Raw genomic sequence first — 20,783 nt, 5'->3', positions numbered from 1 at the left:
GTGGCGGCACGGGCGCGCAGGGAGGGGCGACGGCTGTCCGGGCCCGTGAAATCCGCACGGGGGCACGGCAGTCGGCACCTCTGTGGACGGTCCGGCGAGGGACGGCGGCCCGGCTGCCGGCGGCACTGCCGACATGTCCGGATCACCGACCGGCGTCCATGGGGCGCGACCCTATGGTCTGCCACCGGGAGCGTCAACGGGTTCGTCCGAACACAACCGGTGACGGCAAGACACCCGCCGAGCTGCCGGATTGGCCGGGGAGGCCGGACCCGGGGGCCCCCTACCGGCCGGTACGACCGACCGGTAGGGTGCCGCAGAGCCCCGGCCGGCACCCCCCGTGGTGTCCGGTCCGCCGTCAGCCCGCCACGGGCCGGTACGGCTCCGGGGCCGGGCGTTCGGCGTCGGCCCGTTCGCGTGCGTAGAGCTGGGCGAGCAACGGGATCTCGTACAGCGCCGCGTGCGCGGTGACCTCGCCGAGCCGGCAGTGCAGGACGGAGACCTCGATCATGCTGTCCAGCACCCGGCGGGCGACCTCCTCGCCGCAGCCGAGCACGGCCATCGCCTCGGCGAGGGTGAACAGCGGGCGGGGCAGCCGGCCGAAGGCGCAGAGCACGGCGCGCACGACGGCGGGCAGTCCGGCCCACCAGACGGCGAGTTGGCGGCGGACGGCGAGGTCACCGGCGGCGAGTTCGTCCAGCAGGGCGGGGCTGCGGTCCAACCGGGCCGCGTACTCGGCGGCCGAGAGCTGGTGCAGGACGGCCAGTTTGGTGCCGCACACCCGGACGGCGAGCGGCAGCCGGCCGACGCTGTCGACGATCCGCTCGGCGGCCTGGCGGTCGGCGCGGATGCGGCCGTCGCCGACGATCCGGTCGAGCAGGCCGACGGCCTCCTCCGCGGCGAAGGGTTCGAGTTCCAGCCGCTGGACGGGGCCGAGCCCGGCCAGCCGCGTCCGGCTGGTGACCAGAACGGCGCTCGGCCCGGAGCCGGGCAGCAGGTGGCGGATGCCGCCCTCGTCGGGGGCGTCGTCCAGCACGAGCAGCAGCCGACGGCCGGCCAGCCAGGACCGCCAGAGCGCCGCGGCCTCCTCCTCGTCCTCCGGCACGGCCCCCACCAGGCCGGTGGCCCGGCAGAGTTCGGCGAGCAGCGAGGTGGGGTGGCGCGGTGTGCCGTCGGCGCGCCGGAGGCGGACGGTGAGGCAGCCGTCCGGGAAGCGGCCGGCCAGGCGGTGCGCGACGTGCACCGCGAGGGCGGTCTTGCCGACGCCCACCGGTCCGCTGACGACGACGCGTCGGCCCTCGCCCGCGAGCAGGGCGGTCAGTCGGGCGACCTCCTCGCGACGGCCGGTGAAGTCCGGGAGGTCGGCGGGCAGTACGGTCTGCGGGGCGTGCGGCGCCGCGCCGGTGGCGACGGCGGACGGCCGCGGTGCCGGCCCGGCCGGGCCCCGTCCGTCCAGCATGCCGCGGTAGAGCGTCTCCAGCACCGGGCCGACCTGCAGGCCGAGTTGGCGGGCGAGGTGCTGGCGCAGGTCGTCGTAGACGGCGAGGGCGGCGCTCTGCCGCCCGGAGCGGAAGAGCGCGGTCATCTGGGCGGCGCAGAGCCGCTCCCGCATGGGGTGTTCGGCGACCGTCTCGGCGAGTGCCTCGGCGACGGCGGGGGCGTGGCCGAGGTCGAGTTCGGCCTCGGCCCAGTCCTCCAGCACGGCGAGGCGGCGCAGTTCGCGCCGTTCGGCCCGGTCGCGCAGCAGCTCGGAGTGGCCGAGGTCGGCGAGGAAGGGGCCGCTCCACAGGTCGAGGGCCTCGCGCAGCAGGGCGGCGCCGTGTGCGGTGGCGCCGAGCCGGATCGCGGACTGCCCGGCGCGGGCGAGCTCCTCGAAGCGCAGCACGTCCAGTTCGGCGGGCGCGACGCGCAGCTGGTAGCCGGCGTGGTGGTGCACGATCCGTTCGCCGTCTGCGCTCTCGCCGAGCAGTTTGCGCAGGGCGGAGACGTAGGCCTGCAGGTTCTTGCGGGCGGAGCGCGGGGGTTCGTCGCCCCAGACCGCCTCGGTCAGCAGGTCGACGGAGACGGCGGCGTTGGGATGGCAGAGCAGCGCGCCGAGGACGAGGCGCTGTTTCACGGGGCCGAGCGGCAGCGACCGGCCGCGGGTCGCGACCAGGAGTTCGCCGAGCACCCGGAAGCGGAGCTCGGCCGCGGCCGGACGGGCCGGGCGGGCGGCGGCGGCGGACAGGTGGTCCAGCGTCACTGGTGCTCCTTCGGGAGGGGCGCGGGCAGGAGCGGGTACCGGGACGGCCGGTGCGGCACGGATCACGGCCGGACCGGCGGGAGCCGCGGGCCCGGTGGGCGCGACGGCGGGGCAGGCGCGCCGGGCGGCGGCGCCAGGACGTGTCTTCAAAGCGTACGGATGCCGCACAGGGGCGCCTGGGGGCACCTCCCGGCCGAGGGCTGGGGGAGAACTGCGCAGTCCGGGAGTGGTGCTCCTGACGAATCCGGCGCACCCCTGGTCCGGGTGGTGGCCCGCATCCGAATTGCGCAGTTCCCCGCGCCCCTGAATTGACCACCCGAGCGCCCTTGAAGACAGCTCCTACGGCCAGCGGGTGTCGGTGCGCGGCTCGAACTCGGCGAGCACTTCGCGGGCCCGGTGCAGGTGCACGCGGTGGCGGGCGGCCCGGACGAGGAGGACGATCCCGACGGCGACCGGCAGGGCCGCCGCCAGCAGGGCGCGCGGCAGGGGGCGCAGGCGCTTCATCGGGGTCGGTCCGGCCTTTCAGTGGCCCCAGGCGGTGTCCATCGGGTCCTGCGGGTCCTCCGGGTCGCCGCCGAGGATGCCGCCGTGGCCGTGGCCGCCGGAGACGGGCGTGGTGGTGGGGGCGGGGGTGGCCGGGGCGGTCACGGCCGGGGTGGGGGTGCCGTCCGCAGCGGCGGCCTGCACGGCGAGGACGGGCAGGCCGAGCACGGCGAGACCGGTGGCGACGGCGACGGAGACGGCCAGCGTGCGGGCACGGTTCATCGGTTCCCCTTGGTGTGTGGAGTGCGGCGCGTCCGTTGTGGTCCGGACGGCTTCGACACCTGGAAGCCTGCCGTTCGGCCGGGGGCGGGCCAAGGGGTGACGGGCTGCAGCTTGCTGCATGCAGCAAGCCACCCTGTGGGACGAATCGGGCGGATCCGCCGCTACACCAGCATAGTTACCATCTAGTAGGGCAGCCTTCCGGCAGCCGGCCGGTCGACGGGCAGCCCGGTGTGGGCGGCGAGGAAGGCGAGGCTGTCGGCGAGCAGGTCGACGGTGGCACCGATCCCCCGCTCACCGTGCCCGAGGCCGTGCTCCTGGCGCAGCAGCACCGGGCCCGGCCCGGTGCTCGCGGCCTGCAGGGCGGCGGCCGTCTTGCGGGCGTGCAGCGGGTCGACCCGGGTGTCGCCGTCCGCGACGCCGAACTGCACGGCCGGGTAGCGGACCCCGTCGCGGACCCGGTGGTAGGGCGAGTAGCCGTGCAGCACGGCGAGTTGGCCGGGGTCGGCGGCGGTGCCGTACTCCTGCGACCAGCTCGGGCCCATCCCGGAGAGCTCGTAGCGCACCATGTCCAGCAGCGGCGCCACCGCGACCACGGCGGCGTACCGGTCGGGTCTGCGGGTGAGCGCGGCGGCCACCGTGAGGCCGCCGTTGGAGCTGCCGATCAGCGCGAGGCCCCCAAGTGCCGTCCAGCCCTCGGCGACCAGGTGCTCGGCGGCGGCGTCCAGGTCGTCGAAGGTGTTGTGCTTGAGCTCGCGCCGCCCGGCCCGGTGCCACTGCTCGCCCTCCTCGCCGCCGCCGCGCAGGCAGGCGAAGGCGTAGACGCCGCCGGCCCGCACCCACGCCAGTGCCTGGACGGCGAAGCCGGGCAGCACGGACGCGCCGAAGCCGCCGTAGCCGCTCAGCACGGTCGGCCGGGGGCGGTCCGGCCGGCCCGTCGGCGAGACGACGAACATCCGCACGGGGGTGCCGTCGTGGGACGGGTACACCAGCAGCCGGACCTGCGCGCCGCCGGTGTCGGGCGCACCCTCGGGGGCGGCCCACAGCGCGGTCGTGCCGGTCGCCGCGTCGTGGCAGAGCACCTGGTTGGGCGTCACGTGGTCGGTGTAGCCGAACCAGAGGCGGGTACCGCCGTCCGGGTCGGTGCGCAGCGGCCCGACCGCGCCGGCGCCGGGCAGGGCGGCCCGGCCGTGCGGGGTGCCCTCGGCCGCGTCGTACAGGGCGACCTCGGCGACGCCGTGCCGCGTCCGGGTGACGGCCAACAGGGTACGGCCGGGCGCGGGCCCGTCCAGGACGGCCAGGTCCTCCAGCACCGCCTCCGGGTCCTCGGGCAGCAGCACCGTGCGGTCGTCGGGGCGGGCCGGGTCGGCGGTCTCGACCCGGCCGCGCGGGGCGCCGTCGCGGGTGAGCAGGTAGAGCCGGCCGCGCCGGACGGTGGCGGTGGTGCGGGCGTCGGCGGCGAGCCGCAGCACGGTGAACCGCGGCCGTTCCGGGCCGGTGGCGGCGAGGTCGGCGAGCCGGACCTCGGTGCCGGGCGAGGCACCGGCGGTGGCGGTGACGATCAGCCAGCGGCCGTCCTCGCTGACGGAGACGGCGTAGAACTGCCGCGGGTCGCGGCCCTCGCCGAACACCGGGACGTCCTCGGCCGGGTCGGTGCCGACCCGGTGCAGCCAGACCCGGCGGTGGTAGCGCTCCTCCCCCGGGTGCAGCCCGGGAGGCAGCCGCCGCACGTAGTAGAACGCCCCGCCGCCGGGCAGCCAGGCGATCGCCGAGCGCCGCAGCCGGTCGACCGGGCCGTCCAGCACGGCGCCGGTGGCGACGTCCAGCACGTGCAGCACGGAGTCCTCGGTGCCGCCGGTGGAGGTCTGCACGGCGATCCGGGTGCCCTCCCGGGACGGCGCCCAGGCGTCGAGCACGGTGCCGCCGGACGGGTCCAGGGCGAGCGGGTCGAGCAGGGTGCGGTCGGCGCCGTCCTCGGTGACCACCAGGGCGGGCCGGTCGGCCCCCGGCCGGGCACGGGTGTGGAACTGCCGTCCACCGCGGGTGACGGGGGCGCTGACCGAGCCGGTGTCCAGCAGGCCGGTCAGGGTGCGGCGCAGCTCCGCGAGGCCGGGCCAGCCGGCCCGGTGCGCGCGGAACAGCTCCTCCTGCGCGCGGCACCAGGCGACCGTCGCGGGGGCGGTGGCGTCCTCCAGCTCCCGGAACGGGTCGGCGATCCGCAGGCCGTGCAACTCCTCGACCAACTCCCGCCGCGGCGCGGTCGGGTACGCGGGCAGTGCGGTCACGGTCGGCACGGTCACGGCGGCTTCCTCGGTCGTGGGGGTGTCCAAAATGGGGGCGGGTGGGGGCACCTGAGGTGATTGCCCGGCTCAGGCGGCGACGGCGGTGCCCTCATCCGGGGCGGGCGCCGGGGCGGGCTCGGCGGCCGGTTCCTGCCGGGGCGTGCCGAGGCCGGACTCGCGGAGCATCGGGACGGCGGCGACCGCGGTGGCGGCGGCGATGAGGGCGGCGATCAGCAGCCAGGTCTGCGGGATGCCGAGGCCTTCCAGGGCGATGCCGGTGAGGGCGGGGCCGACGGCGGCGAGTCCGGCGATCAGCAGGTCGGCGGCGGTGCTGACCCGGCCCAGCAGGTGCCGCGGGGACCGGCTGATGAGTGCCTGGCCGACCACGATGCCGGCGGGCGGGGTGAGCAGGATCAGCAGGACGAGCAGCGGGCCGACCACCCAGGGCAGCGCGGTGAAGGCGATCACGGCGGTGCCGGTGGCCCACACCGCGCCGATGGCCAGGAAGAGCTGCCCCGGCTTGAGCACCTTGAGGACGCGCGGTGCGGCGAGCGAGCCGAGCACCGCGCCGACGCCGGCGCAGGCGAGCACGGTGCCGATCGCGGTGCCGCCGCTGCCGCCGTCCCGGAGGGTGACGACCATGGCGACCTCGGAGGCGGCGCCGACCAGGTTGAGCAGGGCGCCGAAGAGCAGGGCGCGCAGCAGGGCGGGCTGCCGGAGCAGCCAGCGCAGGCCGGCGGTGGGGCTGTTGTCGGTGCGGGTGCCGGGTTCGGCGGGGGCGGGGCGGGTGGCCATCCGCAGCAGCAGCACGGCGGAGACGGCGTAGGAGGCGGCGTCCGCGGTGAACGGCAGGATCCGGTCGACGGTGAACAGCCAGCCGCCGAGGAAGGGGCCGAGCAGGGAGGCGGCGGCCATCGCGGCCTGGTCCTTGGCGAGCGCGTCGGAGAGGTGTTCCTCGGCGACGACGTCCCGGACGGCGATGGTGGAGGCGGGGGCGAACACCGCGGTGGCCACGCCCTCGACGACGGCGACGGCGAGCAGTTGCGGGTAGCCGAGCACGCCGAGTCCGGCGGCGGCCGGGACGGAGCCGACGGCGGCCAGGCGGACGAGGTCGGCGCCGAGCATCAGCCGCCGGCGGTCCACCTTGTCGGCGAGCTGCCCGGCGGGGATCCGCAGCAGCATCCTGGTCAGCAGTGAGCAGCTGGCCACCAGTCCGGCCTGGGCGGCGCCGCCGCCGAGGGAGAGCACGAGCAGCGGGAAAGCGATCAGGGACATCTGGGAGCCGAGCGTCGACAGGGCCGAGCCGATCCAGTACCGCCTGAAGTCCCGGTTCGCGCTCAGCACTCCGGGGTCAGCCATCGTCCACCTCCGAGGTTGTGCCGGCGTCAGAGTCGGCCGGCCGTGTGCAGCAGGTCGAGCAGGGCCGCGTCGACCTCGTCCTGGAAGACGGCCAGTGCGGCGGCGTTCTCGCCGTGCTGGTACTGGTCGTCGCAGGTGATCCAGCGGCCCTCGGTGCGGTCGGCGGGCAGGTAGCCGTCGGCGAGGGTGCCGACCTCCCAGCCGGGCCGGCCGGCGGTCTCCCAGCAGCTGGAGAGCACGCCGTCGGCGTTGACCACCGCGCCGTAGCGGCCGTCCTGGTAGGTGCAGGCCTGGCAGCCGTCGTTGGGGCGCGGCCTGGTCAGCGCGAAGCCGAGTTCCAGGGCGCGGGCGTGCCAGCGGGTGAAGTCCGCTGCGAGGCCGCTGCCGTAGGCGAGTTCGTTGCCGTAGCCGACGCCGACGTCGCCGACCAGGGCGAACTGCAGTCCGCAGCGGGCCGGGTCGAGGCCGGCGGCGAGGCGTTCCAGCAGGGCGTCCATGCCGTGCCGGTTGTGGTGCGAGACGTTGATCCGCAGGTGCCAGCGGATCGACTCGGCGGCCGCCATCGCCTTGGCCACGTTGTGCACGATGGCGTCGAAGGTGCCGCCGCCGGAGCGGCGGATCCGGATCGCGTCGTGCTCCTCGCGGTCGCCGTCGAAGGTGATCTGGACGGTCCTGAGGCCGGCCGCGTTCAGCTCCTTGGCGATCAGCGGGGTGAGCATCGTGCCGTTGGAGATCATGCCGGCCTCCAGCTCGCCCAACTCGGCCGCGCGGTGGAGCAGTTCCCGGGCACCGCGGAAGTTGAGCAGCGGCTCGCCGCCGAACAGCATCACGGCCAGCCGGTCGAGTCCGGCCTCGGCCATCCGCTGCCGGGTGAAGTCGAGGACCTCGCCGATCATCTCGGAGGTCAGCCGGGCGTGCTTGATCCGCGGCGGCCGGTTGCCGCCCTTCGGGTCCTGCCCGGTGTTCTGGAAGCAGTAGCCGCACCCGAGGTTGCAGTCGGTGCTGGTGAGCACCGTCAGCGAGTAGGAGCGGAAGGCCCTGGCGTCGAGCAGGCCGGTGTCCCGCAGCCGCTGCTCGGCCGCGGGTGCGAGGCCGCCGTCCGGGCCGACCTGGCCGGGGCGGAGCCGGGCGACTCCCCCGTCGCCGAGGAACCACCAGCCGGCGTCGGCCCTGCGGAGCAGGCGGTACCGGTCGGGGCGGAGGGCGGGCTGGGTTGCGGGCACGGTGACCTCCATGGGCCTGGGAAGGGGGACGGGGCCCGCCGGTCGGCGGGCCCCGTTGGCCGGGTGGATCAGTTCGCGGTGCCGGTGTTGATGATGCACCAGGGGGTGTCCTCGGCGTCCGCGCTGTGGGCGACGACCTCGACGTCCTCGTCGTCCAGCTTGGTGGTACCGGTGTTGATGACGCACCACGGGGTGTCCTCGGTCTCGCCGCTGTGGGCGACGACCTCGACGTCCTCGTCGACGTTGGTCTTGCCGGTGTTGATGACGCACCAGGGGGTGTCCTCGGCGTCGCCGCTGTGCGCCACGACCTCGACGTCCTCGTCGCGGGTGGGCTCGGTGTTCTCGGCCATGGTGGTCTCCAGTCCTGGTTGGCGGGCGGGCCCGGTCGGCGCACCCGGCTCGGTGCCGCGGCCGGCGGTTCGTCCGCCGACACCGAGAAAGCTAGGAACGCCCGGCACGGCGGCGGTTCAGCCGCGGTACAGGACGGTCCGTGCGCAGGTCGGAGCGGGTGGCGGGCCGCCAAAGGTGGCGCCGCGGCACCGTCCGGGCCGCCCCGAACCCGCCGTGACCTGCGGATGTACCGGTCCCGGGGCGCCGCCGAACCGGCCGCCGACCGCGGGCGGGCACGGTGGCGGGGACAGCCCTGCTGCGGGAAGAGGTGGACGATGGACCTGGCCGAACTCGTGGGCCTGCGCCCGACGCCCTGCGCCGGCCTGCTGCTGACGCTCACCCGCCGCTGCCCGCTCAGCTGCGCGCACTGCTCGACCGCCTCCGACATGCGCGGCACCGACCCGGCCGGGGACGGACTGCTGCGCCTCGTCCGGTCGTTCACCGCGGCCGACCGGCCGGAGCTGGTGCTGCTGACCGGCGGCGAGCCGCTGCTGCGGCCCGAGCTGGTCGCCGAACTCGCGGACGCCGCACGGGCGTCCGGGGCACGGACGGCGGTGCTCAGCGGGATGTTCTTCGCCCGCGGCGGCCGCTTCCCCCGCCGGATCGCGGCGGCGATCAGCCGGGTCCACCACTTCTCCGCCAGCCTGGACGCCTTCCACGAACGGGAGGTGCCGCGCGCGGACGTCTTCGCCGTGCTGCGCACCGTGCTGGACGGCGGGGTCCCGGTGAGCCTGCACCTGACCGGCGGCGGCCCGGACGACCCGTACCTCGCCGAGGTCACCGGGCAGGTCCGCCGGGTCTTCGGCGACGCCGTGCCGATGCTGGTCAACGAGGTGCGCGCGGTCGGCCGGGCGGCGGGCTGGGCGGCCCGGCAGTCCGCACCGGGCCCGGACGGCCGGCCGGTGCCCTGCGCGATGGCCGCCTGGCCGGTGGTCGCCGCGGACGGCGCCGTACTCGCCTGCTGCAACCAGCAGGTGGTGGACCGGCGCCCCGTCCCCGCGCACCTGCTGCTCGGCCACACCGACCGCGACGACTGGGCCGCCGTGCGGCGCCGGGCGCTGAGCGGGCCGGTGCTGCGGATGGTCCGCGCGGTCGGCGCCCCGCACCTGTACGCCCGCCACGGTGCGGCGGCGGACTGCACCGGCACCTGCACCGGCTGCCGCGCCCTGCCCGATCACCCGGCGGTGTACGCGGCCGCCGCCCGGACGGGCGCCGGGCCGGTCGGCGAACTGCTCGACCTGCAGGCCGCGCACGCCCAGGCGGCGGCCGGGCCGGCCGCGCTGGTCCGCCGCTTCGGCAGCGCCGCCTGGGCCGACCTGGTCACCCTCGGCGCCGCACCGCCGCAGCCCCCGCGCACCCCCGCCCCGCTCCCGCGCACCCCCGCCCCGCTCCCGCTCGGAGAAGCCCGATGACCTCCGCACCGCCCTCCCGCAGCACCGCCCTCCGGCTCACCCTCGACCTGGCCGCCCTGCCGCTGCAGGCCGCGACCTCGACGCTGTGGCGGCCGGACGGACTGGGCGGACGGTACACCGCGTACCTGCGGGCGATGCACGCGGTGGTGCGGGCCTCCGTGCCGCTGATGGAGCTCGCCGCGCGGCGCTGCGCCGCGGCCGGGCCCGGGGACCGGGTGGCGGGGCCGCTCGGCGCCTACCTGGAGCGGCACGTCGAGGAGGAGCGCGGCCACGACGACTGGCTGTTGGAGGACCTGGCGGCCGCCGGCGCCGCGCCGGACGCGGGGCCGCCGCCGGTGGCCGCGGCCCGGCTGGTCGGCCCGCAGTACTACTGGATCGAGCACGTCCACCCGGTGGCCCTGCTCGGCTACATGACGGTGCTGGAGGGCCACGCGCCGGCGCCGTGGCTGGCCGGCCGGCTCGCCGCACGGACCGGCCTGCCGCGGGCGGCCTTCCGCACCGTGCACGACCACGCCGTGCTCGACGCCGGCCACCGGGCCGACCTGGACGCCCTGTTGGACGGTCTGCCGCTGGACGTCCGGCAGGAGAGCGCCGTCACGGTGAGCGCCCTGCACACCGTCACCGCCACCACCCATCTGTTCCGTTCGCTGGCCCACCCCGGCCCGTCCTCCGGAGACCGCGCATGAACCCCGCCGACGACCCCGTGCTCACCGCCCTCGCCGCGGCCGGCTTCCCCGTCGACACCTTCACCGACGAGCAGCTGGGCGTGTTCCGCACCCTCGGCGCGGAGGAGCTGGCGCTGCTGCTCGACCTCAAGGCGCGCCTCGACGAGGTGGAGCCGGAGGTGCAGGCGCACACCACCGTGGCCGGCGGCGCCCTGTTCTGACCGTTCCGCGATGACGTTCCGTCACTTCTCCGGAGAGGAGGCCTCCGTGGCCTGCCCCAGCTGTGCGGGCGAGCCGCCCGCCGGTGCCCGCTTCTGCCCGTACTGCGGCGCCGCGCTCGCCGCTGCGGCCGTGCCCGCGGCCCGTGCGGACGAACGCCGGATGGTCAGCGTGCTCTTCTGCGACCTGGTCGGCTCCACCGCGCTCTCCGGGCGGCTCGACCCGGAGGCGCTGCGCTCGGTGACCCTGCGGTACTTCGAGCTGATGACGGAGCGGATCGAGGCGCACGGCGGCCGGGTCGAGAAGTTCATCGGCGACGCGGTGATGGCCGTGTTCGGCATCCCGGTGATGCACGAGGACGACGCCCGGCGGGCGGCCGCCGCCGCCCTCGACATGGTCGACGCGCTGGCGGGGCTGAACGACCGGCTCGCCGTCCTCGGGGTGCGGCTGAACGTCCGGATCGGCGTCAACACCGGTGAGGCGGTGGCCAGCACGGACGCCTCCGCCCGGCAGGCGCTGGTCTCCGGCGAGGTGGTGAACGTGGCCGCCCGGCTGGAGCAGAACGCCGCCGCCGGCGAGATCCTGATCGGCCCGGACACCCTGCGGGCGATCGGCCCCAACGCGGCACTGACCGAGCCGGCCGGCCCGCTCGCCCTCAAGGGCAAGACCGAGCCCGTCCCGGCGCACCGGCTGCTGGCCCTGCACGGCGACGCCCCGGAGCTGCTCCGCCGCTTCGACACCCCGTTCGTCGGCCGCGAGGCCGAACTGCGGCTGCTGGACGAGGCGTTGGCGCGTACCGTGGCGGGCGGCGCCCGGCTGCTCACCGTGCACGGCGAGGCCGGGCTCGGCAAGACCCGGCTGGTCCGCGAGTGGCTGGCCCGCACCGGGGTGCGGCACGCCGCCGGCCGCTGCCGCCCGTACGGCGACCGGGGCAGCCTCGCCCCGCTCGCCGACGCGATCCGGCCGCTGCTCGACGGCGCCGAACACCCGCTCCCCGCCGGGTCCTTGCGGCTGCTGGAGGCCGGACTGCTGCGCGACGGCACCCCCGACCCGTCGGTGGAGGAGACCTGCGCCGCGCTGGTCGCCGTGCTCGGCGCGCTGACCGGCCCGGACGGCCTGGTGCTGGTCGTCGACGACTTCCACTGGGCGGGTGCACTGCTGCGCACCGTGCTGCGCCGGCTCTCCGACGACCTCGCGGCACGGCCCGTGCTGCTGCTCTGCCCGGGCCGGCCGGAACTCCTCGACCAGGACCCGGAGTGGGCCCGCCGCTCGGCGGCGGTCGCGCTCGGCGGGCTGTCCGACGCCGACTGCGCCCGGCTGGCCGCGGGTCTGGTCGAGGTCGCCGGGCACGGCGCCGAGGCGGGCGCGGCACTGCTGGAGCGGGCGGAGGGCAATCCGCTGCACCTGGAGCAGCTGCTCGCGATGGCAGCGGAGGGGCACGGCGCAGGCGGGCTGCCGCCGACGGTGCAGGCGCTGCTCGGTGCCCGGATCGACGCGCTCGCGCCGCCCGAGCGGACGACGCTGGCGCTGGCCTCGGTGGTCGGCCGGGACTTCCACACCGAGGAGGTGACCGGTCTCGCCCTCGGCGGGCCGGAGGGCGGACCCGGCGGCGAGCTGCGGCCGGGCCCGGCCGGGGCGGACCCGGTGCTGCCCGCCCTGCACCGGCTGGACCGGCGGCGGCTGGTGGAGCCGGCCGAGCCGGACGGCGGCTACCGCTTCCGCAGCGGACTCGTCCAGGAGGTCTCCTACCGGGGCACCGCCAAGCGGGTCCGCGCCGAACGGCACGAGCGGGCCGCCGAGCTGCTGGCCTCCCGCGGCGCCCCGGACGGCGCGGTCGGCGGACACCTCGCCCTCGCGCACCGGTACCGCACCGAGCTCGGCCTGCTGGACGCCCGCACCGACGCGCTGCGCGGGCGGGCCGCCGACCGGCTGGCCGCCGCCGGGGCGACCGCGCTGCGCCGGGCCGACCTCGGCTGGGCGGAGGAGCTGCTCGACCGGGCCGTCGGCCTGTACCGGCCGCAGGACCCGGGCCGGGCGGCCGCGGCCTGGCGGCTCGCCGAGGTGCGGCTGGCGAGCGGCCGCACCGAGGAGGGCCGTGCCCTGCTGGCGGAGGCGGCGGCCGCCGGGGACGCGGTGCTCGCCGCGCACGCCGGCCTGGCGCTGGCCGTGCTCGACCCCGGGCCGGGGTTGCACCGGGCCGCCGATGCCGCCCGGGCCGCGCTGCCGCTGTTCGAGGCGGCCGGCGACGACCTGGGCACCGCCCGGGCCTGCCTGCGGCTCGCCCAGGAACGGCAGTTGGCCGGCCGCCACGGCGAGGCGGAGCAGTTGCTGCGGCGGGCCCTGGACGGTGCGGTGCGGGCGGACGCGGAGCCAGAGCGGGCCGGCGCCCTCGGTGCGGTGGGCGTCTCGCTGTGGACGGGCCCGGTGCCGGTGCCGGAGGCCGTCGAACGCTGCCGGGCGCTGCTGGCCCGGCACGGCGCCGGCCGGCGGACGGTACGGCTGACCCTGAACTGCCCGCTGGCCGTGCTGCTCGCCCTGCAGGAGCGGTGGGCGCAGGCCCGGGCGTGCCTGGCCGAGGCGGAACGCCTGGCCCGGGAGCTCGCCTTCGCGGAGGCGGAGGTCTTCCTGCCGGTGTTCCGGGCCGCGGTGCACGCGGCCGCGGACCGGCCGCGGCAGGCCGTCGAGGAGCTGCGGCAGGCCGAGCGGGCCTGCCGGGTGCTGGGGGCGGCGGGCCTGCGCGGCCCGATCGCCCGCGGACTGGCCCGGTCGCTGCTGGACTGCGGTGACACCGCCGCCGCCGAGGACGCCCTGCGCGGCCACCAGGACGATCTGCCGCCCGCGGACGCCGCGGACCTGCACGGCACGCTCGCCCGGCTGGCGGCGCTGCGCGGCCGGCCCCGGGAGTGCGCCGAGCAGCTGCGCCGCTGCCGGGCGGCGGCCGGGGCGACCGACTCACCGGTGGTCCGGGCGACCGCCGCGCTGGACGAGGCGCAGGCCGCGCTGGCGCTCGGCGACCCGGCCCGGGCGGCCCGCGCCGCCGCCGCGGCGGGCGCCCTGCACGCCGCCAAGGGACACGCCGCGGGCCGGCGCAGGGCCGCCGCCCTGGCCGCCCTGGCGGAACGGACCGCGGCGGCCCGAACGGAGGCGGCCGGCACCACGGCGGCCGGAACGACACAGGAGGAACAGCGATGACCGGTCCCACCGCGCTCACCTGGAGCCTGCGCGGCCGCAGTCCGTCGGACATCCCGGTCGCCGCCGACGGCCCCGAGGTGACACCCGAGTGGGCGTGGGGCGGGTCGACCGGCCGCGGGGTGCGGGTGTGCGTGGTGGACAGCGGCGTCGAGCGCGACCACCCGATGGTCGGGCCGGTGGACGGCTCGTTCGTGGTGCTCAAGGACGAGGACGGGATCCGGGTCGAGCCGACCGACACCGGGGACGTCTGCGGGCACGGCACGGCCTGCGCCGGGATCGTCCGCCGCACCGCGCCGGACTGCGAGCTGTACAGCGTCCGGGTGCTCGGCGAGCGGTTCTCCGGCAGCGGGGACGTGCTGCTCGCCGGGCTGCGCTGGGCGGTCGAGCAGCGCTTCGACGTGGTCAACCTGAGCCTGTCGACCACCCGGACGCGGTTCACCGAGGAGCTGCGGGCGCTCGCCGACGAGGCGTACTTCCACCGCACCGCGATCATCGCCTCGGCGCACAACACGCCGGTGGAGAGCTTCCCGTGGCGGTTCTCCTCGGTGATCTCGGTGGGCAGCCACCAGGAGGACGACCCGGAGCTCCTCCTCTACAACCCGGCCCCGCCGGTCGAGTTCTTCGCGCCGGGGCAGAACGTCACGGTGCCCTGGCTGGGCGGCGCGACGATCCGCACCACCGGCAACAGCTTCGCCACGCCGTACCTCGCCGGCCTGGCCGCCCGGGTGCTCGCCAAGCACCCGCACCTGACGGTCTTCCAGCTCAAGAGCGCGCTGTACCAGGCAGCGTCCAACGTCCGCGCCGGCAACGGCCTCGAGAACACCACCAGGGGTGCCCGATGAACGGAACCTGCCGCGCCGCCGAGACCGACCCGGTCGCCCGGGACCTGCTGCAGTCGGTGGTCGACACCGCCCGCGCCATCTTCGGCGCCGCCGCCGGCTCGATCTTCCTGCTCGACCGGGAGGCCGACGAACTGGTCTTCCAGGCGGTCTCCGGGGAGGGCGAGGACTTCCTGGTGGGCATGCGCTTCCCGGCGGGACGGGGCATCGCCGGCTGGGTCGCCGGGTCCGGCGAGCCGATGGTGGTCGACGACCTGTCGCAGAGCGCCGGGTTCGCCCGCGACCTCGCCGAGAAGACCGCGTACGTGCCGAACGCGCTGATGGCGGCGCCGCTGCTCGGCCCTGACGGGGTGCTGGGCGTGCTGGAGGTGCTCGACCCGGCGCCGCAGGCCCGCGCCAGCCTCGGCGAGCTCGACCTGCTGGCGCTGTTCGCCCGGCAGGCCGCCACCGCGCTCGCGGCGGTGCTGGAGCGCCGGGCCGCCGACGCCGGGCAGGCCGCGGCCGCCCGGGTCCTGCGGGACCTGGACGACGCCGGCCGGGCCGCCGGGCTGCGCGCCCTGGAGGCCGTCCGCGACCTGCTCGCCGCGCACTGAGCGGGCCGGGACGGAAGGGGGAGGCGATGACCGCGCACTCGCCGCTCGGCGGCCGCTTCACCGCGGACCCGCACCCGGTGCTGGCCGGGCTCCGCGAGTCCTGCCCGGTGGCCCGGGTGACCACCCCGGCGGGCCGCGCCGTCTGGGTGGTGACCCGGGAGGAGGACGTCCGGGCGGCGTTCACCGATCCGCGGCTCTCGCTGGCCCGGACCCCGCCGCCCGCGACGGGCCGGCCGCGCCGCGCCCTCGACATGACCCTGGTCGACTACGACCCGCCGGACCACACCCGGATCCGCCGGCTCGCCGCCCCGGCGCTCTCGGCGGCCCGGATCGCGGCGTACCGTCCCCTGGTGGAACGGGCGGCCCGGGAACAGCTCGCCGCGCTGGCCACGGACCGGCCGGTCGACCTCGTGGCGCACTTCGCGGCGCCGTTCACCTTCCGGGTGCTGTGCGAGGTGTTCGGCGTGGCGCAGGGCGACCGGGGGCCGCTGCGGGCCGTGGTCGACGACCTGATCGCGCACCGCGACGTGCCGGCCGCCCAGCGCCGGCTGGACGCCTTCGTCCGGACGGGCACGGCCGGGCGGATCGCCCGGCCCGGCGGCGAGGACGCCTTCTCCCGGATCGTCGCCGCCTGGTCGCTCCGGACGGACGTCACCGAGGACGAACTCGCCGACCTGCTCGCGATGCTGCTGCTGGCGGGCTTCGACAGCACGGTGCAGATGCTCGCGATGGCCGTACTGGCGCTGCTCGCCCACCCGGCGGAGCTGGCCCGGCTGGCCGCCGCCCCGGCGCTGCTGCCCGCCGCCGTCGACGAGCTGCTGCGCTGGGACACCCCCGGCCCGTTCGCCACCACCCGCACCGCGCTGGCGGACGTGCCGGTCGGCGGCACGGTGGTGCCGGCCGGCAGCGGCGTGCTGCTGTCGGTCGCCGCCGCCAACCGCGACCCGCGCCGCCACCCCGACCCCGACGTCCTCCGGCTGGACCGGCCGACCGCGGCCCGCCAGCTCGGCTTCGGCCTCGGCCCGCACTACTGCCCGGGCGCACCACTGGCCCGGCTCCAGCTCACCGCGGCGCTCGCGGCCCTGCTGAGCCACCGGCCCGAACTACGGGCCGCGGTCCCGCCCGACCGACTGCAGTGGGGCGGTGGCCCCCAACACCGCCGACTGGCCGCGCTGCCCCTCCGCCTCGGCCCGCACCGCGACTAGGACGTGCCTGCGCCACCAGGGGCTCGGGTGAGGTAGCCGGCCTGGAAGCGGCTGGCCGCGCCCAGCGCGTCCATGATCTCGGCGATGTGTTTGCGGCAGGTGCGCAGCGACATGCCGAGGCGGCGGGCGATCATCTCGTCCTTCATGCCTTCGGCGAGCAGCCGGACGATCGCCTCCTTGATCTCGCCGAGCGAGGAGTCGCCGGCACAGGAGGGTGCGTAGGGGTCGGCGAGGGTCCAGGAGTGGTCGAAGACCGCGCAGAGGTAGGCGACGGTGGAGGGGTCGCGGACGATCACCGCGCCGTCGTAGGCCTCGTGGTGCGGGATGATCACGACCTCCCGGTCGAAGGCGATCATCCGGCCGAACAGGGCGGTGAGGGTGCGCACTTCGGCTCCGGCCCCGGTGATCCGCCGGACGTACTCCTGGGTGGGGGCGTGGCGTCGGGAGGTGTGCTGGTAGAGGGTGCGCATCCGGACGCCGCGACGGATCATCGCGAGGTCGCGGGCGAAGGCCTGTTCCAGCAGGTGGGGGGCGCGCGGGCCGCCGGGCTGGCAGGTGAGCACCTCGGTGCGGCACTGTTCGGTGAGCCGGCCGATGGTGTCGATGACGGCGGCGAGTTCGAGCACTTCGTCGAGGGCGCCGCCGGCGGTGGGCCGGCCGGCGTTGCGGGCGTAGAGCGGGCCGAGCGCGGCGAGTTCGGCGCGGACGCGTTCGGCGTCGGCGAGTTGCCGGCGCAGTTCGGCCTCGGCGGGGGCGACCAGGCTGGCCACGGCGAGGTCGGGCGGGACGGCGATCAGCTGCGGTCGGGCGCCGTCGGGGCCGGGCAGCGGGCGGAGCAGGTGGAGCCGGATGAGGACGGCGGCGGAGGCCTCGACCTCGGCGGGGTCGAGGCCGAGTTCGTCGGCGGCGGCCGCCGGGTCGAGGCCGCCGTGCCGGGCGGCCCACTGGAAGACCCGTGCATCGGTGTCGTCCAGGCCGGGCAGGTCGGTCGTGGCGGCCGGTGGCCCGAAGTGTCCCATCCTCAGCTCCCCACCCGTGCGCCGGGCCGGCGGTACGTCGATGCACATGACATGGAGTCATATAGTAGGACCGGCACATGACATTCAGGAGAACTCCACATTCCGCACGGCGCGGCCACGGCCCGACGGGCCGTCAGACGCCTGCCCGGTTCGCGCCGAGTGCCTCCGCCGGCAGGCCGAGCCGTTCCCGGGCCGCCACCAGGTACGGGCCCTCCCACCAGCTGCGCGGCAGGCGGAACGCGGCCGCCCGCAGCGCCCGCGCCTCCAGGCCGGCCGTCCGGTCGGTGATCCACCAGCCGGGCAGGCCGTACATCCGGCGCGCCCAGGGCGGCAGCATCGCGAAGGCCAGACCGACCAGCCCGGACCAGGCCGGGACGGCGAGCAGGGCACTGCCGTGCAGCGGCGGCAGGAAGGCGAACCGGACGGCCTCCCGGGCGGCCGGGGTCACGCACAGCTCGGGCCGGACCTCGGCGAAGTAGCGGCGCAGCGCCGCGGCGGAGTCCGGCACGTCCGTCCCGGCGGGCACCCCGACCAGCCGGGCGACCGCGCTCTGCTCGCGGAGGTAGGCGTCCGCCTCGGCGGGGGTCAGCGGGAGGCCGGCGCGGCGGACGACGTCGAGGAAGGAGCCCACCTCGCAGGCGTGCACCCAGACCAGCAGCGCCGGGTCGTCCGCCCGGTAGTCCCGGCCGGTGGCGGGGTCGGTGCCGCGGACGTGCCGGTGCACCCGGCGGACCCGGTCCACGGCCTCGCGGGCCTCCTCGCCGGTGCCGTAGGTCACCGCGCCGATGAAGGCCGCGGTGCGGTCGAGCCTGCCCCACGGGTCCTCGCGGAAGGCGGAGTGCTGGGAGACCCCGGCCATCGCCAGCGGGTGCAGCGCCTGCAGCAGCAGCGCCCGCAGGCCGCCCAGCAGCATCGCCGGGTCGGCGTGCACCCGCCAGGTGACGGACTCCGGGCCGAACAGGCCCTCGGCGGGTATCCGCGGCCCCTCGGCCGACCGGGTACCGGACATCCGGAACACCTCCCGTCGTCCGGAGCCTGCCCGCCCGTACCGGCCGGCAACCACGGGTCCACCGGTGACGGCGGCCGCCCATCCGCTCCGGGGTCGGCTCCGAACCCTTCCCGCGCGCTCCGGCGCGCCGGAACGAGGAGGCGGCGATGGCCGGCGAGGACGGTACGGAGTCGGTGTGGGACTACCCGCGTCCGCCGCGGGTGGAGCGGGCCGGGCGCCGGGTGACCGTGGAGTTCCACGGCCTGCTGGTGGCCGACACCGGGGACGCGCTGCGGGTGCTGGAGACCAGCCACCCGCCGGTGTTCTACCTGCCGCCGGCGGCGGTGGCGCCGGGGGTGCTGGTGCCGACCCGGCTGCGCAGCTGGTGCGAGTGGAAGGGTGCGGCCGTCTACTGGGACCTCGTCGTCGACGGGGTGCGCAGCGAGAACGCCGCCTGGAGCTATCCCGAGCCCTCGCCCGGCTACGGGGCGATCCGCGACCACCTGGCGTTCTACCCGGCGCGGGTGGACCGCTGCACGGTCGACGGAGAGGTGGTGCTGCCGCAGGAGGGCGGCTTCTACGGGGGCTGGATCACCTCGGCCGTCCGCGGGCCGTTCAAGGGCGGGGCCGGTTCGGGGCACTGGTGAGCGGGGGCGCCGGTGTGCGGCGCCCCCGCTCGCGGCCCGGGGTCGGACGGGTCAGTGCTTGAGCGCGTCCTTGGCCTTCTGGCCCGCCTGCTTGGCATCGGCGGCGGACTGTTCGATCTTGCCCTTCGCAGTCAGGCGCTCGTTGCCCACGGCCTTGCCGGCCGTCTCCTCCGCCTTGCCCTTGGCCTTCTGGGCCATGTTCTCGGCCTTGTGCTTGCCGCTCATGACCACTCCCTTCGGAGCCGGTGGGCGTTCCACCGGCGGTCACGGACGGCGTCTGCCCCGTTCCCGCCGTTCCATGCGCCACACGCTCCACCCCGACGCCGGTCACTCCGTCGCGCGCAGGAACGCCTCGACGGTGTCCGGCCAGCTCACCTGCCGGTGCTCGTCGCCGGGCCGCACCACCTCGGCGGTGTCGGCGAGGAAGCCGCGCAGCTCGTCGGTGGCGACCTGGACGAGGGCGACGCCGTGCCGGTTGTGGAACTCCAGCTGGGTGAGGCCGCCGTCCACCGGCACCAGCCGGAAGTCACCGTCCCCGACGGGTCCGGCGAGGCCGGCGGTGAGCAGCTCCCGGGAGACGTACCAGCTGATCGGTTCGCCGCCGGACATCCGTCCGCCGGCCGGCGGGTCGGGGAAGTCCAGCACCACGGCGAACGGGTCGTCGGAGTCGTACCGCAGGACGAGCGGCACGACGCCGGGGACGGGGGCTGGAATGGAGGCTGCACCGGCCTGCGCGATGATCACGGTCGACTCCCTGGGAGGTCCGAAACGGTCGGCGCCCGTCTGCCCGCGATCCGCGCCGTCATGCGCCCGCGAACGGTGGTGCCGGCGGCCGTCTCACGGGCTCCCGGGCAGCGCCACCTCGGCCCAGACCGCCTTGACGCCCGGGGCCCGCAGCACGCCCCAGGCGGTGCTCAGCCGGCCGACGATGTGCAGGCCGTGCCCGCCGGGGCGGGAGGAGCGGTGCGGGCTGCGCGGCTCGGGCACCCCGTCGCCGGCGTCCAGCACCTCGATCCGCACCGAGCGGTCCGACAGGACGAGCACCAGCTCGCTCGGGCCTCCGCCGTGCAGGCAGGCGTTGGAGACCAGCTCCGACACGATCAGCCGGACGTCCTCGTCCAGCAGCCCGTCGCAGGCCAGGCCCCAGTCCAGGAGCACCTTGGCGGCGAACTCCCGGCCCGTCCGGACCTGCCCGGCGGGCCCGAAGGCGTACCGGCGGCGCTGGCCCAGCACGGGCCCGTCGGCGGTGTGCGAACTGCTGCTCATGTCCTCACCCTGATGGATTTCCGGCACTTCCCTGCGACGCCCGCGGCCGCGGCCCGGCCGCGGGGGGCCGGCCTCACCCGGCTGCGCACGCCTCCCCCACCGTCTCGAAGACCCGGAACACCGCGCCGGTGCCGGTCAGTTCGAACAGCCGGCTCAGCTGCGGGCCTGGCTGCGCCAGGACGAGCGAGACCCCCGACTCCTCGGCGTCCAGCCGCAGCCGGAGCAGGAGGTTGAGGCCCGTCGAGTCGCAGAACCCCACCGCGGAGAGGTCGAGGCAGAGCACCCCGGGCGCGGCGGCCGCCAGCAGCCCGCGCAGCGGCTCCTCGACCTCGGCGAGGCCGTCCAGGTCGAGGTCCCCGGTCAGGGAGCAGACCAGTGCCCCGTCCGGACCGGAGGCGGCGCGCAGCGGCGCCCCGGCTCCCTCGGCCCGGCCGGTCGCCGGCCCCGTACCCAGTTCACCGCTGCCCATGTCCTGTGCCCTCC

The 20,783-nt window shown here is 76.7% G+C and carries 21 protein-coding genes; 8 read left to right on the top strand and 13 right to left on the bottom strand.

The window, feature by feature from the left end:
- Window positions 1–355: 355 nt before the first annotated feature.
- From AB0442_RS09870 to AB0442_RS09840, 7 genes are all read right to left on the bottom strand, one after another.
- Entirely contained in the window at window positions 356–2,239 is a 1,884-nt protein-coding gene (locus AB0442_RS09870) for a BTAD domain-containing putative transcriptional regulator (RefSeq protein ID WP_366161883.1), read from the bottom strand.
- A 339-nt stretch (window positions 2,240–2,578) separates the two neighbouring features.
- Window positions 2,579–2,743, bottom strand: coding sequence for a hypothetical protein (locus AB0442_RS09865; RefSeq protein WP_366161881.1), 165 nt, complete (start codon window positions 2,741–2,743; stop codon window positions 2,579–2,581).
- An 18-nt stretch (window positions 2,744–2,761) separates the two neighbouring features.
- Window positions 2,762–3,004 (bottom strand): hypothetical protein, encoded by a 243-nt coding sequence (locus tag AB0442_RS09860; RefSeq protein WP_366161880.1) that lies wholly within the window; start codon window positions 3,002–3,004, stop codon window positions 2,762–2,764.
- Window positions 3,005–3,186: 182 nt separating this feature from the next.
- Window positions 3,187–5,301, bottom strand: a complete 2,115-nt coding sequence (locus AB0442_RS09855; RefSeq protein ID WP_366161879.1) for a prolyl oligopeptidase family serine peptidase — start codon at window positions 5,299–5,301, stop codon at window positions 3,187–3,189.
- 69 nt (window positions 5,302–5,370) lie between these two features.
- Window positions 5,371–6,642 carry an MFS transporter gene (locus AB0442_RS09850; protein WP_366161878.1) on the bottom strand — a complete coding sequence of 424 codons (1,272 nt, stop codon included), beginning with the start codon at window positions 6,640–6,642 and terminating at the stop codon, window positions 5,371–5,373.
- Window positions 6,643–6,668: 26 nt separating this feature from the next.
- Entirely contained in the window at window positions 6,669–7,865 is a 1,197-nt protein-coding gene (locus AB0442_RS09845; RefSeq protein ID WP_363538801.1) for a radical SAM protein, read from the bottom strand.
- Window positions 7,866–7,933: 68 nt separating this feature from the next.
- The gene (locus AB0442_RS09840) at window positions 7,934–8,215 is read right to left on the bottom strand and encodes a hypothetical protein (protein WP_344627555.1); all 282 of its coding nucleotides are present in this window, start codon (window positions 8,213–8,215) and stop codon (window positions 7,934–7,936) included.
- 315 nt (window positions 8,216–8,530) lie between these two features.
- On the opposite strand from AB0442_RS09840, the gene AB0442_RS09835 reads away from it, so the two are divergent.
- The 7 genes from AB0442_RS09835 to AB0442_RS09805 are packed head-to-tail and all read left to right on the top strand — an operon-like array spanning window position 8,531 to window position 16,380.
- Entirely contained in the window at window positions 8,531–9,667 is a 1,137-nt protein-coding gene (locus AB0442_RS09835) for a radical SAM protein (protein ID WP_366161877.1), read from the top strand.
- Window positions 9,664–10,353 carry an iron-containing redox enzyme family protein gene (locus AB0442_RS09830; protein ID WP_366161876.1) on the top strand — a complete coding sequence of 230 codons (690 nt, stop codon included), beginning with the start codon at window positions 9,664–9,666 and terminating at the stop codon, window positions 10,351–10,353. The genes AB0442_RS09835 and AB0442_RS09830 overlap by 4 nt, the downstream gene beginning before the upstream one ends.
- On the top strand, window positions 10,350–10,553 hold the full coding sequence (locus AB0442_RS09825) for an aroma-sacti cluster domain-containing protein (RefSeq protein WP_363538795.1): 204 nt from the start codon (window positions 10,350–10,352) through the stop codon (window positions 10,551–10,553). Before AB0442_RS09830 ends, AB0442_RS09825 begins: the two co-directional genes overlap by 4 nt.
- Window positions 10,554–10,563: 10 nt before the next feature.
- Window positions 10,564–13,743, top strand: coding sequence for an adenylate/guanylate cyclase domain-containing protein (locus tag AB0442_RS09820; protein ID WP_366161874.1), 3,180 nt, complete (start codon window positions 10,564–10,566; stop codon window positions 13,741–13,743).
- Window positions 13,740–14,585 (top strand): S8 family serine peptidase, encoded by an 846-nt coding sequence (locus tag AB0442_RS09815; RefSeq protein ID WP_366161873.1) that lies wholly within the window; start codon window positions 13,740–13,742, stop codon window positions 14,583–14,585. Before AB0442_RS09820 ends, AB0442_RS09815 begins: the two co-directional genes overlap by 4 nt.
- Window positions 14,582–15,175, top strand: coding sequence for a GAF domain-containing protein (locus tag AB0442_RS09810; protein WP_366161872.1), 594 nt, complete (start codon window positions 14,582–14,584; stop codon window positions 15,173–15,175). The genes AB0442_RS09815 and AB0442_RS09810 overlap by 4 nt, the downstream gene beginning before the upstream one ends.
- 26 nt (window positions 15,176–15,201) lie before the next feature.
- Window positions 15,202–16,380: a cytochrome P450 gene (locus AB0442_RS09805; RefSeq protein ID WP_366161871.1), complete on the top strand. Its 1,179-nt coding sequence runs from the start codon at window positions 15,202–15,204 to the stop codon at window positions 16,378–16,380.
- On the opposite strand, the gene AB0442_RS09800 is transcribed toward AB0442_RS09805, so the two are convergent.
- Both AB0442_RS09800 and AB0442_RS09795 read right to left on the bottom strand, forming a co-directional pair.
- Window positions 16,377–17,399 carry a LuxR C-terminal-related transcriptional regulator gene (locus AB0442_RS09800; RefSeq protein WP_366161870.1) on the bottom strand — a complete coding sequence of 341 codons (1,023 nt, stop codon included), beginning with the start codon at window positions 17,397–17,399 and terminating at the stop codon, window positions 16,377–16,379. The genes AB0442_RS09805 and AB0442_RS09800 overlap by 4 nt on opposite strands.
- Window positions 17,400–17,532: 133 nt before the next feature.
- On the bottom strand, window positions 17,533–18,408 hold the full coding sequence (locus AB0442_RS09795) for an oxygenase MpaB family protein (protein WP_366161868.1): 876 nt from the start codon (window positions 18,406–18,408) through the stop codon (window positions 17,533–17,535).
- A gap of 146 nt (window positions 18,409–18,554) precedes the next feature.
- On the opposite strand from AB0442_RS09795, the gene AB0442_RS09790 reads away from it, so the two are divergent.
- Entirely contained in the window at window positions 18,555–19,034 is a 480-nt protein-coding gene (locus AB0442_RS09790) for a DUF427 domain-containing protein (protein WP_344627837.1), read from the top strand.
- A gap of 51 nt (window positions 19,035–19,085) precedes the next feature.
- Here the strand turns inward: AB0442_RS09790 and AB0442_RS09785 are convergent, their stop codons facing one another.
- The 4 genes from AB0442_RS09785 to AB0442_RS09770 form a co-directional block, all read right to left on the bottom strand.
- Window positions 19,086–19,259, bottom strand: coding sequence for a CsbD family protein (locus tag AB0442_RS09785; RefSeq protein WP_366161866.1), 174 nt, complete (start codon window positions 19,257–19,259; stop codon window positions 19,086–19,088).
- 102 nt (window positions 19,260–19,361) lie between these two features.
- Window positions 19,362–19,778, bottom strand: a complete 417-nt coding sequence (locus AB0442_RS09780) for an SsgA family sporulation/cell division regulator (RefSeq protein ID WP_366161864.1) — start codon at window positions 19,776–19,778, stop codon at window positions 19,362–19,364.
- A 93-nt stretch (window positions 19,779–19,871) separates the two neighbouring features.
- Complete coding sequence (locus tag AB0442_RS09775) at window positions 19,872–20,300, bottom strand: ATP-binding protein (protein WP_363538778.1); 429 nt, start codon at window positions 20,298–20,300, stop codon at window positions 19,872–19,874.
- Window positions 20,301–20,373: 73 nt separating this feature from the next.
- Complete coding sequence (locus tag AB0442_RS09770; RefSeq protein WP_366161862.1) at window positions 20,374–20,769, bottom strand: STAS domain-containing protein; 396 nt, start codon at window positions 20,767–20,769, stop codon at window positions 20,374–20,376.
- Window positions 20,770–20,783 lie beyond the last annotated feature (14 nt).

It is taken from the genome of Kitasatospora sp. NPDC085895 (genome assembly GCF_040702125.1).
In the GTDB taxonomy this organism is placed as follows: domain Bacteria; phylum Actinomycetota; class Actinomycetes; order Streptomycetales; family Streptomycetaceae; genus Kitasatospora; species Kitasatospora arboriphila.
The sequence above is the reverse complement of the archived record's forward strand: the minus strand, read 5'-3'. Positions and strand labels throughout refer to the sequence as shown.